Source organism: Paraglaciecola sp., from assembly GCF_039943935.1.
In the GTDB taxonomy this organism is placed as follows: domain Bacteria; phylum Pseudomonadota; class Gammaproteobacteria; order Enterobacterales; family Alteromonadaceae; genus Paraglaciecola.
Map to the genome: position 1 here is coordinate 85,231 of NZ_JBDUZQ010000006.1, position 18,663 is coordinate 103,893.

Here is an 18,663-nt window from a genome sequence, read left to right on the forward strand (position 1 = left end):
GCCAAGTCTAGGTGGGATGTTTTGCTTGTGTTTACAAGCAATAAATATCAAAAAACGTTTTGAGTTTTTAAAAAATTAACGCTATTTATTCACTTTAGTTCGATTATTTGTATCTCTACTTGTTTCAATCACAGAGTTGTCTTTTGGCATCACCGCCGTTTTGGCAAGTCTGTCATATAACAACACGTTTACTGTTGCTGCCAGGTTCATGCAACCAATAGTTGGGATATAAACTACCTCATCACATTGGTCGATAACGTCTTGTTCAATTGAGCCGTCTTCGGGTCCAAAAATATACAAGGCGTTTTCTGGATGTACAAATAGTGGTAATGGCGTAGCGCCCTCAACGAGTTCAATGGCCACTTTTGTTAAATGCTTGTCTGATTCAAGATCAATAATTTTGTCCACCTGCGTAACAGGGATATCTTGATGTACGTTTTTAGTATCGGTACTAAAGGCCCGAGCACGGGCGTAGCGTTCGCCGGTATAACGGATACTATATGCTTGGTAATTTCCTGCTGCTCTTAAGATGCTACCCATATTTTGTGGGCTTTTAGGGTTAGTAATGGCTAGGTGAGTTTGCACATTTATGACTCTAGTATTTGGTTGATGTTTGTTAACTCTGATTCACTAAACGTTAGATTATCTAGTGCTGCGACACAGTCTTCTATCTGGCTCACTTTACTCGCGCCTATTATAGCACTGGTTACCGCTTGGTTGCTTAAAACCCATGCTACGGCCATTTGTGCAAGTGATTGATCTCTTTGCTGTGCTAGAGAATTTAATTGTGAAATTTTATCTAGCTTGCCTTTTCCAATATTATCTTCACTTAAGTAAATTTGTTCGGAACGTGCTGCCCTAGAGTTCTCGGGGATCCCCTTTAAATATTTGTTGGTCAATAAGCCTTGCGCTAGCGGCGAAAACACTATTGAGCCGACATTTTCATCGAGTAACACATCGGTTAACCCATCTTCAATCCAACGGTCAAACATGTTGTAGCTAGGTTGATGTATCAGCAGCGGTGTACCTAAATCTTCTAATATGCGGATAGCTTGTTTGGTATGGACTGGCGAATAGCTAGAAATACCTACATACAAGGCTCTACCTGATCGCACTATGTAATCGAGCGCTTGCATGGTTTCTTCGAGGGGAGTGTCTGGATCATAACAATGGGAATAAAACACGTCGAAATAGTCCAGCCCGGTTCGTTTTAAGCTTTGGTCACAACTAGAAATTAGGTATTTTCTTGAACCGCCAATTCCATAGGGGCCAGGCCACATGTCGTATCCTGCTTTACTTGAAACCAGTATTTCATCTCTGTATGGCTTCAAACTATTAGTCATGACCTTTCCAAAGGTGCTTTCTGCTGAGCCAAAGGGAGGACCATAATTATTGGCTAAGTCAAAATGATTGATACCAAGATCAAAGGCTCTATGCAGCATTGTTTGAGCGTTACAGAAGGGATCTACTTCACCAAAGTTTTGCCAAAGCCCAAGAGATAAGGCAGGTAGCCGTAAACCACTCTTACCACAGCGTCGGTAAGGCATGTTTTCATAACGGGTTTCTGCTGCACAGTAAAGGGGGTTCGAGTCTTTGGTTATCATTTTTTAATCAGCCTAATGTAAACAGCGGCTAGCCTAAACCAAAGTGACGAATTTCTCAATTTCAAAGAGGCTCTTGCTAAACGATTGTTTGGTAACTATATGAATTTGTGTGTTACCTAGCTTGCAAATTTTAGTGAGCTTTTCTCTGCAATTTTCTCTTTTTATCTTTTTGAGTAATAGACAATAGGCGTTGGAATTTGGGACATTCAAGGTGAGAAGGGGCACTGCAGTGAGCTGCGTGAATTAGACCATCTCGTAATTTAGTGAGCTGTTTTATTTTGTTGTCGACTTGTTGTGACTTTTCCAATAGTTTTTGTCTATCAATTTCTGAGCTATTCTTTAATGCTATATCTGATATTTCATCTAAAGAAAAATCAGCAGCTTGCCCTAATAAAATTAATGATAACTGTTGCAGCACCTTGGTTTTAAAAAACCGCATAATTCCATGGCGACCAGAAGATTGTATTAAGCCAATATCTTCGTAGTACCTAAGAGTTGAAGCAGGAATGCCGGTTTGTTTTACTACTTCTGTAGTAGTTATAAATTTTTGTGGCATTAAACCTTGACCTAAAGTCGACTTTAAGTTGTATGCTACTGCTATAAATTTATCAATTAAGAGTAAAGTAGTAATGAGAGGTTCCTATGGAAAAAGAATATTGGATCAGTAAGTGGCAAAATAAAGAACTGGGGTTTCACCAGCCATCGGTTAATCCTTTATTAGAAAGTAACTTCTCGATATTGGCACTAGAGGAGGGAGCCAGAATTTTTATTCCTTTATGTGGTAAAACCCTAGATATCGGATGGTTGCTGTCACTAGGATACCAGGTAGTGGGTATTGAAATGGTTGAATCAGCTGTCATTCAATTATTTGAAGAGTTACAGGTAACACCTGATATTAAAGCGATAGGCAAGCTGAAGTGTTATAGAGCCGGTGAGTTAGAAATTTATGTTGGGGATATTTTCGATTTAACTTTAGATATATTAGGTGATGTAGATGCTGTGTATGATCGCGCTGCATTAGTGGCACTGCCTGATCCAATCCGTCAGAGATATGCAAGCCATTTACCGGTATTAACGCAACATGCAAAGCAGCTATTAATTAGCTTTGTCTATGACCAAAGCAAGATGGCTGGGCCACCGTTTTCTGTGGATGATGCTGAAATAAAGGGCCATTATGATGTGGCCTATACATTAACTTTATTGGCAGACGATAAGGTAAAAGAGCCAGTTAAAGGGAATAAGGATATTTTAGAGAAGGTTTGGTTATTAACCTCTAACAACTAGGCTGTTTTTGTAGAGTTACTTAACTTGGTAATTTTAATTGTTAAGAGAGGTTTTTAAGCCTCTCTTAAATTGATAACACCTTTTTTCATGACTCTGCAATGAGTTTACTTACTAAATTTTTACTGTTATTTATCATATTAGCTGTTTTCGCCCGCAATTTAAGTAACAACAAATAGGCTAGGGGAACTAACACTAAACTAGTTAAGGTCGAGAAAACCAAACCACCAATAATCGCTATAGCCATGGGTGAGTATGCTGGTCCATCACCTCCTAGCCTAGTGCTTCCAAATGCTAAGGGTACCAAGCCTAAAACGGTAGTGGCTACCGTCATTAATATGGGTCTGACTCGGTTTAAACACGCCTCTATTATTGCTTGCTGAACTTGTAACCCTTCATTTATTAATTGATTTATTCGATCCACTAATACAATGCCATTGTTCACCACAATTCCCATCAATATTAACATACCAATCATACTCATTATCGACATGGGAATACCCGCTATAAACAGTGCCCAAAACACCCCAGTAAGTGAAAATAACAAAGAAGTGATAACGGCTGTTGGCAGCAATATTGATTCGAATAGAGCAGCCATCACTATATAAATCATACAAAGGGCCAAGAGCATATTAGTTTGCATGGCATCTTCATTTTGATTTTGGCGCTTAATACTGCCATCAAACGTCCAGCCATAACCGCTAGGTAATTGTATGTGCTCCATTACTCCTTTAATGCTTTCTTGAACCTCTTCTAATGTTACACCGTCTTGTAAATTACCTCCTATCGTGACTGATGTTTGCCTATAACTGCGGTTTATTTCTGAAGCGCGGGGAGCCACCGATAGGTTGGCAATCATATCTAAGGTGACATTTTGTTGACCTTGGCGGGTAATTGTAAGGTTTTTAAGGGCTTCCACTGAGTTTTGTAGGTTTTGGTCGTACATGAGTTTTATGCCAACTTCGCCGTTTTCACCATGTCTAAATGTTCTTAGGTTTGTTCCCCTTAATGCTGTTGCTATAACTTGGGATATATCTTGAGTATTGAGGCCAAACCTAAAGGCTTTTTGTCTATCAATTACTACTCTTAGCTCTTGTTTCTGTTGACTCGTGTCCGTTTTAACTTCTGTTAACCCTTTGATATTAGAAAATACAGGAATTATTTGTGCGGCTATTTGTTCTAGCCTTTCAGAAGAGTCTCCAATTAATGTTATTTGTATACCGCCACCGTTGCCTTGATCCCATTGAAAACTCGGTTTAGCTCTTACGAACTTGGGCATATTTTCGGTAATGAGTTTTTTGACGTATTTTTGTGATACGGGTAAGTTATCTACCAAGGTAATTCCAGAGACTGCATGGCCCGCGGTAAAATAGGTATAGACTTGCTTTATATAAAACTTTTCCTGGTTGCTATACAGGTAGTTCTCCATTTTTTTAACGGTTTTTTCTACTTCTTCCATGTTGTAACTGCCTTGAACATCATAGTTTAACCATACCCTGTTTTGGTCGCCGTCATTGTCATCGTCGCTGGTAACATGTTGCATAGGTAGCGCTGTACTCATTAAAATTAACACTGCAATTAAAGCGGTTTTACCTTGATTGTTAAGTGACCATGTAAGTACGTTTTTGTAAGCCAAGGTCATTTTGCTAGGGCGCTTTGTATTACTGTGCATGTCTTTGTTATTCTTAGGCTTGATTTTTGTTGCAAGTAACGGGATGAGGGTTTGTGATATAAGGAGCGAGGCAAATAACGAGATGCAAATAGCAATGGCCACGTGTTCTAAAAATATTGTGACATTAACTTTAGCACCAACGATATTAGGTAAAAATACAATAGCCGTTGTGATTGTTCCTGCGATAACAGCAAGACTAACTTTAGCCACCCCCGCTTTGGTAGCATCTACAGTGTTTGCTATGCTTTCTTTCTCTTGTTCGATGCTTTCGGTAACGACTACTGCATTATCAACTAGCATACCAACAGCTAACATCAAGCCCATCATAGATAAAATATTGATGGTGTATCCCATAATGTACATACACCCTAAGGTAATACAAATACTAAAGGGTACTGATAAAACTACCAATAGAGTGCTAGTAATATTTCGCAGAAAAGCATACAGCACAATCAGCGACAATAAGGCCCCAAGTAGGCCTGCATTAAGTAAGTCAGAAAGAGATTTAGTGACACTCTGTGCTTCGTTATCCATTATAAAAAGGTGTATGCCGTTAAAAGCAGGGTTATGATTTGCTTCATCAATAACGTTCATTACATCGTCTGATACGGTTACCATATTACTGTTAGACTCACGGTAAATATTAAAGCCTACAGCATAGGTCTGGTCTAGATGACGACCTTCGATACGTTTGGGTTTTTCGTATTGAACTAAAGCAATGTCACTTAATCGCACCCCTTTCTTAATCATTAAGTCTTGAATTTCTTGGAGACTATTGAACTCACCTTGTGGGTTAACATTTATCTTTTGTTTAAGGTTGTTGTCTTGATAGCTTCCAGCAGAAAGGGAAAAGTTTGCATTTTTTAAGGTGCTAGCTAATTCATTCGGTTTTACCTGTAGTGCGGTCATTAACTGTTGGTCTAAGCGAATAGATATTTGCTTTTGGGTTACACCATATAGCTCTACTTTTGATACACCTGCCACTCTCTCAATGGGGCGTTTAAGGTTACGGTCTAACAAATCATAAGCACTGGATAAGTCTCTATCGCTAGATACTCGGAGCGTGAATATTGGCATGTCGTTGGTATTAAATTGATAAACTAATACTCTTTCAACATCAGATGGCAATTCATTTCGAATAGCATCTATTTTTTCTCTTGCTTCAATACCTTTGGCTTTGAGATTTTCGTCCCAGGCAAATTGTAATCTAATGACAGCTGCATCTTCTGTTGAGTTTGACATTAGCCGCTGAATACCAGACATAGTGGCGAGTGCTTCTTCTATTGGCCGAGTAATCATTTTCTCTACTTCTACCGGGGTGGCGTCTTTGTAGGGAATACGTATGGTTATTTCTGGTATGTCTATACTTGGAAATTTTTCTAAAGGTAATAATTGGCTTGAGATTAACCCAAACACCAGCATTGAAAAGAACAGCATGCCTATAGTGACAGGGCGACGTATGGCAAAGCCAGCTAATGCCGCTCCCGTTGATTCAAACTTATCCATGAACCGCCCCTCCATTTTGTGTGTCTGATAGGGTGTTTTGTTGCTGTGAGATAAATACTTTGCGGTCAAATAAGCTGTAAAGGACTGGGATAAAAAACAGAGTTAATATGGTCGCGAACATCAGCCCATATATAACAGTTATTGCCATAGGTGTGCGGATTTCAGCACCTTCACCTAGGCCGATGGCCATGGGTAAAAGGCCTAAAGTTGTGGTCAAAGTGGTCATCAATATTGGCCGTAATCGACTTTGTGCTGACTCTATAATGGCATGTGTTTTTTCAATTCCAGAGGCTCTAACTTGGTTGATCCTATCTATGAGAACAATGGCGTTGTTAACCACAATTCCTGCCAACATGATTAAGCCAATAAATACGACAACACTTAGGTTTGTACCTGATAAATATAAGCCATAAATAGAGCCTGCACATGCAAGAGGTACAGTAAATAATATCAATAGTGGATGTAATAGGGATTCAAATTGAGATGCCATCACTAAGTAAACTAGAAATATTGCCAAAACCAAGGCAAATTGTAATGACTGGAAGCTAGTTTTCATTTCTTCACTTTGCCCTGCCACCTTAGTTTGGATAGTAAGGGGCAAGTTTAGTGAATTTATGTGTTCATTAATAACAGTTACAGCTTGGTTAAGGTCACCAAAGTTTAAATTTGCAGAAACTACCGCCACGCGCTGTTGGCCAATTCGAGTTATTTCGCTAGGGCCAATAGACATAGTAATATCAGCAATCGCATTTAACGGTATAGCGGGAGTCGCTCCAGGATTAACAATGATTTGCCCTATGTCTTCTATAGAATCACGTTGCTTTTCAATGGTTCTAACTAAGATGTCTACCTTTCGATCTTGAATGCTATATTTTGTGGCGACTTCACCTCCCACTTTAGTGGCAATTAGTTTAGACACATCTGGGGCATTTATACCCAATTGGGACATTCTACTATGGTCGAATTTGATCTTTAATTCAGGGTTTCCAGATTGTAACGTCGACTTGATATCTGCGAATCTCTGATCATTCTGTAAACTTTCCACCAATGATTGGCTGTAGTGACTCAAAGAAGTGAGGTCGTAACCAATTATTTGTACAGCTAAAGGAGTGGCAAAAGTAAATAAAGCTGGTTTGCCAAATTTACTTTGCACACCTGCTTGTTTGGACAAATATGCCCGCATATCTTCAATAACCTTTTCGGTTGACTCATTGGTACTAAGAGGTGTCATGACTACATTTAACTTACCCCAGTAATCGCCACCTTGACTTGCTGAGGCATTCATTAAGCTACCTGTTCCTGCAAGTGCATATGTTCTTTCAACACTTGGTAACGTAGCAGTGAATTGGGCTAAATCGGTAATGACTTGGTCTGTTTGAGCTAATTGGGAGCCTGTTGGTAAATTAATTTCGACAAAGAATTCTCCCTGTGACATATCTGGAATAAGCTCCATGCCTATTTTAGGTAATAGAAACAATGACAAGGCCGAAACAATAACTACCGAACTTAATACTAGAATTCTTATTTTAAGGGCTGCATTTAATGCCACTACATAAATGCGCTCTATCTGAACAAAGGATTTTTCAAAGCTCCAAAGAATAGGCTGCAAAATTAGCTTTGAAACCTTGCCGAATACTCTGAATATGCCAATAAATAATGTAAAGATGGCTAATAATATATAGTAAAAACACAAGCCAACCCCTTTAAATATAAGACTAAAGGGTAGGGTGATGTAGTAACCAACTAATGCTTTTTTGCTAGTTGGTTTTATTTTGGGTTCTGAGGGGCTAAAGACAATTTTGCTTGGTTCTTTGTGGTGGTTTTTGCCTTTTTCTCGAGCGGCTAACATAGGGATTAACGTTAATGCAACGAGTAGCGAAGCAGCAAGTGCGAAAGTAACGGTTAAGGCTTGGTCACTAAATAACTGGCCGGCTACTCCTTCTACAAAGACCAATGGAAAGAACACTGCCATGGTGGTGAGGGTTGACGCTACTATGGCCATTGAAACTTCTTTTGTTCCTATAGCGGCTGCTTGTTTTGGGGTTTTGTTTAGGGTTTTGTGCCGAGCAATGTTTTCTAACACTACAATACTATTATCCACTAACAAACCTATTGCCAGGGCGATCCCTCCCAGACTCATTATGTTTAGGCTAATGTCATTGCTATACATCAAGTTAAAGGTGGCAATTATTGATACAGGTATTGAAATTGAAATAATTAGAGTAGACCAGATATTTTTCAAAAATAAATATAAGATTGCCATAGCCAATAACCCGCCAATAATACCAGCTGATTTCACTTCATCTATGGCACTTCCAATAAACCTTGATTGATCATAAAGGAGTTGTAATTGGTATTGAGTTGGCATGTTACTTTGGATTTGCTCAATTCTAAATTGAACGTTTTCGGCCACCTGCACTGTGTTTGCATCGCCTTCTTTATAAATGGCAATTTCAACACCTTCGTAACCGTTAAACCTATTCATTGAGGTAGGTTCTTTATAGGCTTCTTTAACTGTTGCTATATCTCCTAATCGGATGTTTTTGTTTTCTCGAGTAGCAATAAATAGGTTTCTAATATCATCTAAATTTTGAAATTGATTTAAAGTTCGAACAAGATATTCTTGAGATCCATCTTTAACTCTACCGCCTGACGAGTTCACATTTTCATCTTTTAGGCGTTTGATAATGTCACTCACGTTTAAATTAAGTTGATTGGTTTTTTGCTGATTTATTAAAACTTGAATTTCATTTTCTAACCCTCCACTTATTTTTACAGAGGCTACTCCTGCCACTGATTCAAGTTGTCGTTTTACTTGTTCTTCACCATATAGCCTTAGAGCTTTAATACTTTTCTCATTACCTGGAGCGATTTCACGGTCACCACTGGTATTCTCTTTAATACCACTAAGCCCAAAACGTAGCACGGGATCTAAGCTAGGATTAAAGCGCAAAAGTAAAGGTTTAGTGACATCTAGTGGGAGTTGTAATGTGTCTAGCTTTTCACGAACTTCTAAGCTTGCTAAGTCCATATCTGTTCCCCAGTCAAACTCTAGCAGTACATCAGATTGACTTGCTTTTGATGTAGATGTCACTGTATGGACACCTTTAACAACACCTATGGTTTCTTCTATTGGTTTTGAAACAAGTTGCTCAATCTCGCTTGGTGCGGCGCCAATGTAATCCGTGCGAATGGTTAGCGTAGGGTAAGATAATTCTGGTAACAGGTTTATCGCTAGTCTAGATAGAGATACCATGCCAAATAGTATAATAGCTAATGTAAACATCCATATAGTAACAGGCCGCTTAACTGCAATATCAATAATGTTCATATTGCTTTTCCTTAACCTTTAACAGTGGGTTCGGTTATTTCAACTAATGCAGTCTCTGTCGATATGATTTCTACAGGGGCTTGGTCTCTTAAGTTTTGGTGGCCAGTAATTACCACTTGTTCGTTACCGGTGAGTCCACTGATGACCTCAACTAATTCACCTTGTTGATAGCCGATTCTTATGTTTTGTTTACTGGCAATGCCATTTTCAACAACAAATACATTAATACTGTCATCAATGGCAATTAAGGATTTACGGGCTAATAAAAGTGAGTTTTTATGGGTGTCGTAGTTAAGTTGGACTTCAGCAAACATACCTGACTTTAATTGGTTATTGGTATTAGGAACTCGTAACGTTACTTTGAATGTACCTGTGGTTGCGTCTATAACTGGGCTGATACGCTCTACATAAGCTTTGATTGTTGTATCGTTTAAAGCGGTTAATATTAAGGTGGCTTGTTGATTTTTGAATACTTTAGAAAGCTCTTTCTCTGGTAGATAAACAATACCGTATAATTCTTTTTGTTGAACTATATGGAACATTCTCGCTCTTTGAAAAGATTCGGTTAAATTACCAACTTTGGCGTTACGTTCTGCTATATAACCTGAAATGGGTGCAACGATAGTTGCTTCTTTTAGATCTAATTCAGCCAACGATAGTGTGGCCTTTGCTGACTCAAATTGTGCACTTAGCTTATCGTAAGTATCATCACTGACCAGTTTTTGACTATAAACTTTGTTTATTTTTGCTAGCTCTTTTTCAACTCCTACTAGATCCGCTTTTGCCCTGTCTAGGTTAAGGTGATAGCGTCTTGGCTCTATTTGCGCTAGCACTTGACCTTTCTCTACATAGTCACCTTCTTCAACATAAATGTTTTCTATAATGCCAGATGCCCTTGGCACTACAAAAGCCTCTTCTTTGGGTTCTAATACCGCAGTGGTGGTATAGTTTGATGAAATATCACCTTTAGACAATAGGGTTATTTCAACAGGTACTGACATAATTAATTTTTCAGATGGTTTGTCTTGAGTTGCGGTATTGCTGTTATCGCCACATGCACTTAATAGACTGACGCTGAGTAAAAGGCTTAAAATTATTACTAAATTGCTGCTTGGTTTTTTTAATATTAAGTGCATTTTGGGTCCCTTAAAAAACGAAAATTAAACAAATAGTGAGTTTGTAGTTCATGTTTTGCAGCGACCGTGCCAAAGCAATAAAACACATTAAAAACAATTGGTTACGGTAATATAACGTCAGTGGCTGCAGAGTTTATGTTAAGTTTTTAGCGGGTTTGCTTACTAAATGGTTTAATTGACCAATTTAAATTGGGGGATTGTAGCTAGTTGATTTAATGTTAACTAGCAGTGATGAATTGCTTGTCTGATTAGGTTACAAAACTTACATTAGAGTTATAGAATTTTTAGCTTTTAAAAGTGAGGAAATAAATTGAAAATTTGGGTGGATGCAGATGCGGTTCCAGTGGTGATTAAGGATATTTTAAATCGTGCGGCACAACGAAAAGAAGTCGAAACCATATATGTCGCTAATCAATATATTCGTACCCCGCCATCAAAATTTATCAGGTCAATGCAGGTGCCTCAAGGGTTTGATGTAGCTGATGATGAAATAGTAAAGTTAGTGGTGCTTGGCGATTTAATTATAACCAGCGATATCCCACTTGCTGCTGAGGTAATAGAAAAAGGTGCTCTTGCATTAAGTGGGCGAGGTGAGTTGTTTACTAAAGAAAATATTCGTTCAAGACTTAATATACGTGATTTTATGGATACCATGCGAGCCAGCGGTGAACAGTCTGGAGGGCCGCCACCTTTAAACCAAAAAGACAGGCAGAATTTTTCAAACCATTTAGATCGTATTCTTACTGCAAACCATTAATAAAAAAGCAGGCGTTTTAAGCCTGCACTTTATTTGGTATTTGTGTAATTTGTTAAGCTTATCTATTTCCAGAATTGGTATTGGTTGGTTGTCTTCTACGCCGCTGAGAAGGCTGTCCATTGTTGTTGCGTGAGTCACCAGTACGGTTACGATTAGACTGATTATTTTGTCTATTAGGTTGCGGTTTCTTTTTAGCCTTTATAGGTCGCTGACCTTCTTTGGACTCAGGTAAAGGCTGACTTGGTTCATAACCAGCGATGACTTTTCTTTGTATGAGTTGTTTTGTTAATATTTCTATGTCTACTAACTCTTTAAATTCATCTTGTGTCACCATTGAAATAGCTTGGCCTTTAGCGCCAGCACGACCTGTTCGACCAATTCTGTGAACATAATCTTCAGCAACATTTGGTAAATCAAAGTTTACTACTTGTGGTAACTGATCAATATCCAAGCCTCTGGCTGCTATATCAGTGGCAATCAAGGCTTTTACTTTACCTTGCTTGAAGTCGCTTAGCGCTTTGGTACGTGCACCTTGGCTTTTATTACCATGAATGGCTGCAGCCGTAATACCACGCCCTTCTAACTGCTTAACTATTCGGTTAGCACCATGTTTGGTGCGGCTAAATACTAATACCTGTTGCCAGTCATTTTCTTTGATCAAGTGGGTTAATAGCTGTGACTTTCTGCTTTTATCAACTGGGTAAACCCATTGCTCTACTAAATCTACCGTAGTGTTTGCTGGCGATACAGAAACTTCTACAGGGTTGTTAACCAAACCTTTTGCTAGTTTTCTAATGTCGTCAGAAAAAGTTGCAGAAAACATCAAATTTTGACGTTTCTGAGGTAACAGTTTAATAATTTTCTTAATGTCATGAATAAAGCCCATATCTAACATACGGTCTGCCTCATCCAGCACTAGGATTTCTAGCTCATTAAATTTAACGGCGTTTTGATTATACAAATCGAGTAAGCGGCCGGGAGTAGCAACAAGAACATCTGCCCCTTTTCGTAACTTTTGCATTTGTGGATTAATACCAACGCCCCCAAAAACTACAGTAGATCTTAACGATAAGTCTTGTCCGTATGTTTGCACACTTTCAGCTACCTGAGCTGCCAGCTCGCGAGTAGGAGTGAGTATCAAGGCCCTAGCTTGATTAGCTTTTGCAGGTTTGCCTTGGCTCAACAGGTGTAAGATAGGCAGGGTAAACCCTGCTGTTTTTCCTGTGCCTGTTTGTGCGGCGGCCATTACATCGCTGCCTTTTAACACAGCAGGGATAGCCTGGGCCTGTATAGGAGAGGGGGTGGTATATCCCTTATTAGTAATAGCGGATAAAATTTTTGGTGAAAGGCCTAGGTCGGCAAAACTCATAGATAATTCTCAAAGTAGGGTGGTTAGCAACTGTGTCAAACTAAGCCCATGCTTTGTTTGAAATATGAACGGCTAAAATAAGTCGCGGGAGGATACAGCAATACACGCTTAGTTACCAATAAAAATGCCGTGGAGGCGACTCCACGGCATACTAGTTTTGTACAGTAACGTTAATATTTAACGTCAATCTGTTTTACTAAAATTTATGAGTCAGCTCCTGGTCTAAACGCTGGGGCCGTTGCTTTATTTGAGGCACTTAATATTGCAGCGGTTTTAGTTGAACGCTTTAACTCTGGGCGAGCATCGTCAGCTAAGGAGCTAATGTTAATCTCGACAAAGTCCTCAGTAATTTCTGCGGGTCTTGCCATAGGTGCTGAAACAGATTGTGATTTAACCTTTTTCGACACTTTCAAAGAGGTAGCTTTTGAAGCAGTCTTAGCTTTAATAGGTGCTTCTGAATCCTTCACTTTAGGCACCTCTACTTCTGGGGTTTTTGCTTCCACTACAGGAGGTGTTTCAGCACTTACAGGTGTAGGTTCGATTGCTTTAGGTTCGTCATCTGATAACTCTAAAGAAACCTGTTCTGGAGTGGTTTGTTCAACTACAGGGGCTGGTGTTTCATCAACCTTAGCTGGTTCATCAAACTGTAGCTCATCTTGCTTTGCACTTGGCTCGACTTGAGTTTCCTTAACATCTGGCGCTTGAACTGGTTGAGCTAATGGCGTTTCAGCTATATCTGTAGCCGTTACATTTACCTCAGCAACTTCTACTGATTTGCTGTCAGTAACCGTTTCATCAGACACGTCCGTATCTTTACGACGCTTTTGACCCGCAGCTCTAACATGACGAGGAGAGCGGCGACTACGAGTACGTGGTTTTTGCTCTTCGTCGTTAGATACATTTGAGGCTTCCGCTTGTTCAGATGTTGCTTCAAAATCTATAGACGTTGTCTCTTCAGTCGGAATATCTACATTCGTAACTGCCACAGTAACTTCAGGAGCTAAATTAGATTCAATGCTATCAACGTTTGCTGATTCTTCTTTAGCAATTAAAGTAGAAGACTTAGTATTTTCAACTTTCTCAGAATCTACTCTTACACTACGTCTGGTATCTCTGCGCTTACGACGCTCTGCGACTTTTTCCTTTTTCTTTGCAGGAGCAGTATTGTTACGAACTTCGGAACTCTGATTTACTTGAGTGACATTCTCAGTCGCTTTGTCTTTATCGTTACGACGTGGCTTACGATTGTCGTTTCTAGGTTTGCGATCTGAACGTTCATTACGTTTTGATGACTTGTCGTTACGTTCATTTTTCTCGTTACGATCATAATTCTTGCTATTACGTCTATTGCGATCGTTACGACTATTTCTGCCTTTACGCTGGCTATTACCTTGATTACTTGTGCGGGTATTTTTATTGGGTACTTCTTTAGTTTCAACCTTAAATAAATCTGATAACCACTTACCAATTTTACTTAGGACACTGTCTTCTTTAGAAACATTTTTTGGAGCTTGAGTAGACCTTGTCTTATTCGGTTCAATAAGGCTTTGTAAAGCTGGTTGTTCTTTGGCCAAAGCAGGAGCAATGGTTTTATCAGTAATGGTTTCTTCTTGTTCAATAAGAGGTAACTTGTAACTCATATCTTGTGCTGCTTCATCAGGTCTGCGACGAGCGACACTATAATGAGGCGTTTCCATATTTGGATTTGGAATTATCACTAATTGGACAGAGTGACGTTTCTCAATGCTTCTGACTGATTTACGTTTTTCATTAAGTAAATAGGTTGCAACGTTAACAGGTAGTTGTGCCTCTATTTGACCTGTATTGTCCTTAATACTTTCTTCTTCCATTATCCGTAAAACAGATAAGGCTAACGACTCAGTACCACGCACCGTGCCATGACCGCTACAACGTGGACATACATGATAAGCAGAATCACCTAAAGAAGGACGCAAACGCTGGCGAGACATTTCTAATAAACCGAATCGAGAAATACGCCCAAGTTGTACTCTAGCTCGGTCTCCTCTAACCGCTTCTTTCATGCGGTTCTCTACTTCTCTTTGGTGACGTACTGGCGTCATGTCAATGAAGTCTATTACAACTAAACCACCTGCATCTCGAAGACGTAATTGCCTAGCGATCTCATCTGCTGCTTCTAAGTTAGTATTAAAAGCGGTTTCTTCGATATCGCTCCCTTTTGTTGCACGGGCTGAGTTGATATCAATAGAGATCAACGCTTCTGTTGGGTCAATAACAATAGACCCGCCTGAAGGTAGACGAACTTCACGTTGGAAGGCAGATTCTATTTGACTTTCAATTTGGTAGTGACTGAATAAAGGCACGTCACCTTTGTATAGTTTTACACGATTCGCATAATCTGGACGCATTTGTTCAACATGTTTTAATGCTCGTTCGTGTACTGCTGTTTTATCAATAAGTATTTCGCCGATATCGCGTCTTAGGTAGTCACGTATTGCACGAACTACTACATCACTTTCTTGATGAATTAAGAAAGGAGCAGGGCGAGAGTCGGCCATTTCTTTAATACGACCCCAACCCGATACTAGATAATCTAAATCGTAAGCTAGCTCTTCAGATGACTTTCCAACACCTGCTGTCCTAACGATTAAGCCCATACCATCGGGTAAGTTCAATCCACTTAGCGCAGCTTTTAATTCGGTTCTTTCATCACCTTCAATACGACGAGAAATACCCCCTGCACGAGGATTATTTGGCATTAAAACAAGGTAGCTGCCTGCTAAGCTAATAAAGGTTGTTAACGCTGCGCCTTTTTGGCCACGCTCTTCTTTATCAATTTGGATTATTACTTCTTGGCCTTCTTTAATGACCTCTTTTATATTGGGACGGCCTTCAAACTTATAGCCTTTGGGGAAGTAGGTTCTACCTATTTCTTTGAGGGGTAAAAAACCGTGTCTTTCTGCACCGTAATCTACAAATGCTGCCTCAAGACTTGGCTCTACGCGGGTGATTGTACCTTTATATATATTGGCTTTCTTTTGTTCATGGCCTGGACTTTCTATATCCAAATCATACAACTTTTGCCCATCTACAAGTGCTACTCGCAATTCTTCTTGCTGAGTACCATTGATTAACATTCTTTTCATTCTTATTTAGCTCAGTAATGTACCGACCGCTACTAAGTAAAGAATGACTAAATGATTAGACACCTGTTTGATCCAGTCTCACGACTGTATACTTTTAGTTAAGTTTTACCTGTACGTGTTATTGCCATTAATTATTTAATGCATTACTTTCAAACACTTTACCTACATGTTGATAGGCTCTAAACACGGCTGCAGTTTAGATAAAAAATTATACTCTAAAACTTATTATATTCGAAAAACTTAGCTCTATTATATGGCTTGGTTGTGTTCAAATATATTGTCAATTCAATTCGTCTTCTTTACATCGTATGCGTTCAGTAAGATATTTATATCGCTGATGTAAGTGCTCTGTTTAACCATAACCAGTGAAAAGTTACACACTTCACTGTTGGTTCACCGTAACTGGTGAGCAATCTATGTTTACGACTTTTGGTCGTTTATGCATACAGAACATTTAATTCATTATTTTGTTTCATACATTTACTTCATGCATGAAAGTCTTTTTATTATCACATTAAACCGGTAATACTGGCAAGGAATTAAAATACTGGACAACTATTATTAAAATTCAGTTAGAATACGCCGGATATGGCTGACCTATTATTTGAAAAAGTTCAATTTATAACTGTTGATCCTGACCTTGAAGGTCAAAGGATTGATAACTTTTTGCGTACTTTATTAAAAGGAGTACCTAAAAGCCTCATTTATCGTATTTTACGAAAAGGCGAGGTGCGCGTTAATAAAAAAAGGGTAAAGCCAGAATATAAACTATGTGCTAACGATGAGTTGCGTATTCCTCCAGTAAGAGTATCAGAGCCAACAACGCTACCTTCAACTAAGTTAGATAAAGTGTCTAGTTTAGAAAAAGGGATTATTTATGAAGATGATTGGATTATTGTTCTAAATAAACCTTCAGGTACAGCAGTTCACGGTGGAAGTGGTTTAAGCTTTGGCGTGATTGAAGGATTAAGAGCATTAAGGCCACAACAAAAATTTTTAGAATTAGTACATAGGCTTGATAGAGATACATCTGGTTGTTTATTAATAGCTAAACGTCGTTCGGCGTTAAAAAACTTACATGAACAATTAAGAGACAGAAAAGTAGATAAACGTTATCAGGCATTAGTGGCTGGTGAATGGCCCGCGAATCGATTTAAAGTCAAAGCTCCGTTGCTTAAAAATACTTTGAAATCTGGTGAGCGTATGGTGTTAGTGAATGATGAAGGTAAGCCTTCAGAAACTCGTTATCGAATCTTAGAGCTTTTTAATGAGGCTACTTTAGTCGAAGCCTCGCCCATTACAGGTCGTACTCACCAAATTAGGGTGCATTGTTTACATGCGGGTCATCCAATAGCATGTGATGATCGATATGGTGATACTGAATTTGAAACAAGAACAAAAAATCTCGGACTTAATCGCTTATTTTTACATGCTCACTCTTTGGCTTTTATACACCCTAACACCGAAGAAAGGGTCAGCTTTAAAGCACCGCTAGAATTTCAGTTAGTAAATGTTTTAAAAAGGTTGCGCAGTGAAATATAAAGCGGTTATTTTTGATTGGGACGGAACCTTAATGGATTCTGTAGCAAAAATCGTAGAAAGCATGCAGACCAGTGCTAAACATTTTGGATTACCTGTACCAAACTATAATGAAGCAAAAAATGTTATTGGAATAAGTTTATTACCAGCTTTGAAAAAGCTCTTCTCAATTGATGACCCTAAAGAAGCAAATAAACTAATGGTCACCTATAAAGAACATTTTAAAAACCACTCTCAAATTAGCAGTCCAATGTTTGAGGGAGCCTTAGAAATGCTCGAAGAGTTAAAGTCTAGGGGGCATATTTTAGCGGTTGCTACAGGAAAAGCGAGACAGGGGTTAGAGAATAATTTATTACATTCCCATACTGGCCATTTGTTCACTACATCAAGAACAGCAGATGACGCAAATAGCAAGCCATCTCCTGATATGCTAGAGCAAATATTAACCGAGTTAAATTTACAAGCTAATGAAGTTGTAATGGTGGGTGATACTACCTATGACATGGAAATGGCAGAGTCTATAGGTGTGGATCGAATTGCAGTTAGTTTTGGGGTCCACGAAAGTGAAACCTTAATGCGCTACAACCCAATAGCCGTTATTGATTCTTTGGATGAATTAACAGAAATTGTTTAATGTGGCCTTTGCAAATACTCGAATATATCAACATCCATTTTCTCAAATAATTCAATGAGCTTGATTAATGGAAGTCCAATAAGGCTGTTTGGATCTGTACCATTAAGTGATTGGAATAAGACAATACCTAAACCTTCACTTTTAAAACTACCCGCACAGTCAAAAGGTTCTTCAATTTTTAAATATGTGTCAATTTGTTTTTCACTCAATTTCTTAAATGTAACACTGAAAACATCTACAAGGTTTTCTATTTGATTAGTGGCGGATTTTAATAGACATAGGCCAGTATAAAACTTTACGGTTTGTCCACTGGCCATTGATAGTTGCTGTTTAGCCTGGTTATAGTCACCAGGCTTTCCTAGAATTTTACCATTTAAACTTGCTAGTTGGTCTGAACCAATTATAAATGTTTCTTTATCGTTAAGTTTATCTGCTACAGAAGCTGCTTTTTGTGTGGCGAGTCTTATAACTTGCTCTTCTATTGATTCACCCATGATAGCTGATTCGTCAATATCAGGTGTTAATGCAGAAAATGTAATATTCAATTTTTTTAAAATTGATTGTCTATATTGAGAGCTAGAAGCAAGTACTAATTTCATTAATTAAACAAAGTCACAGTTGATTTAAAAAGTTGTATATATGTTAACTAGGATTTACACGGTAAGCTCGTTATTATTTACATGATATTTTCTTTGACTAATAAGCGTTG

At 38.7% G+C, this 18,663-nt stretch carries 13 protein-coding genes; 4 read left to right on the plus strand and 9 right to left on the minus strand.

From position 1 onward, the window contains the following. Positions 1-81: 81 nt before the first annotated feature. From ABJD71_RS03860 to ABJD71_RS03870, 3 genes are all read right to left on the minus strand, one after another. Positions 82-585: an RNA methyltransferase gene (locus ABJD71_RS03860; RefSeq protein WP_348164805.1), complete on the minus strand. Its 504-nt coding sequence runs from the start codon at positions 583-585 to the stop codon at positions 82-84. Between the two features lie 2 nt (positions 586-587). Beyond that, on the minus strand, positions 588-1,604 hold the full coding sequence (locus tag ABJD71_RS03865) for an aldo/keto reductase (protein ID WP_348164807.1): 1,017 nt from the start codon (positions 1,602-1,604) through the stop codon (positions 588-590). 130 nt (positions 1,605-1,734) lie between these two features. After that, positions 1,735-2,145, minus strand: coding sequence for a MerR family transcriptional regulator (locus tag ABJD71_RS03870; protein ID WP_348165350.1), 411 nt, complete (start codon positions 2,143-2,145; stop codon positions 1,735-1,737). 101 nt (positions 2,146-2,246) lie between these two features. On the opposite strand from ABJD71_RS03870, the gene tmpT reads away from it, so the two are divergent. Further along, positions 2,247-2,888, plus strand: a complete 642-nt coding sequence (gene tmpT, locus ABJD71_RS03875) for a thiopurine S-methyltransferase (RefSeq protein WP_348164810.1) — start codon at positions 2,247-2,249, stop codon at positions 2,886-2,888. 85 nt (positions 2,889-2,973) lie between these two features. Here tmpT and ABJD71_RS03880 read toward each other — a convergent pair whose 3' ends face one another. From ABJD71_RS03880 to ABJD71_RS03890, 3 genes are read right to left on the minus strand one after another with little or no spacing between them, the layout of a single operon-like run. Then, positions 2,974-6,063, minus strand: a complete 3,090-nt coding sequence (locus ABJD71_RS03880) for an efflux RND transporter permease subunit (RefSeq protein ID WP_348164813.1) — start codon at positions 6,061-6,063, stop codon at positions 2,974-2,976. After that, on the minus strand, positions 6,056-9,394 hold the full coding sequence (locus ABJD71_RS03885) for an efflux RND transporter permease subunit (protein WP_348164816.1): 3,339 nt from the start codon (positions 9,392-9,394) through the stop codon (positions 6,056-6,058). Before ABJD71_RS03885 ends, ABJD71_RS03880 begins: the two co-directional genes overlap by 8 nt. Before the next feature lie 11 nt (positions 9,395-9,405). Then, a complete protein-coding gene (locus ABJD71_RS03890) occupies positions 9,406-10,530 on the minus strand; it encodes an efflux RND transporter periplasmic adaptor subunit (protein ID WP_348164819.1) in 1,125 nt (374 codons plus the stop codon). Between the two features lie 310 nt (positions 10,531-10,840). Here ABJD71_RS03890 and ABJD71_RS03895 point away from each other — a divergent pair, with 310 nt between their 5' ends. Beyond that, the gene (locus tag ABJD71_RS03895) at positions 10,841-11,287 is read left to right on the plus strand and encodes a YaiI/YqxD family protein (RefSeq protein WP_348164822.1); all 447 of its coding nucleotides are present in this window, start codon (positions 10,841-10,843) and stop codon (positions 11,285-11,287) included. Between the two features lie 58 nt (positions 11,288-11,345). Here the strand turns inward: ABJD71_RS03895 and ABJD71_RS03900 are convergent, their stop codons facing one another. Both ABJD71_RS03900 and rne read right to left on the minus strand, forming a co-directional pair. Then, positions 11,346-12,656 (minus strand): DEAD/DEAH box helicase, encoded by a 1,311-nt coding sequence (locus ABJD71_RS03900; RefSeq protein ID WP_348164825.1) that lies wholly within the window; start codon positions 12,654-12,656, stop codon positions 11,346-11,348. A 203-nt stretch (positions 12,657-12,859) separates the two neighbouring features. Then, a complete protein-coding gene (gene rne, locus ABJD71_RS03905; RefSeq protein WP_348165353.1) occupies positions 12,860-15,772 on the minus strand; it encodes a ribonuclease E in 2,913 nt (970 codons plus the stop codon). 597 nt (positions 15,773-16,369) lie between these two features. On the opposite strand from rne, the gene rluC reads away from it, so the two are divergent. Further along, positions 16,370-17,323 (plus strand): 23S rRNA pseudouridine(955/2504/2580) synthase RluC, encoded by a 954-nt coding sequence (gene rluC, locus ABJD71_RS03910; protein WP_348164827.1) that lies wholly within the window; start codon positions 16,370-16,372, stop codon positions 17,321-17,323. Further along, positions 17,313-17,954, plus strand: a complete 642-nt coding sequence (locus tag ABJD71_RS03915) for an HAD-IA family hydrolase (protein WP_348164830.1) — start codon at positions 17,313-17,315, stop codon at positions 17,952-17,954. Before rluC ends, ABJD71_RS03915 begins: the two co-directional genes overlap by 11 nt. Here the strand turns inward: ABJD71_RS03915 and ABJD71_RS03920 are convergent. Further along, positions 17,951-18,553, minus strand: a complete 603-nt coding sequence (locus ABJD71_RS03920; RefSeq protein WP_348164833.1) for a Maf family protein — start codon at positions 18,551-18,553, stop codon at positions 17,951-17,953. The genes ABJD71_RS03915 and ABJD71_RS03920 overlap by 4 nt on opposite strands. Positions 18,554-18,663: the final 110 nt, after the last annotated feature.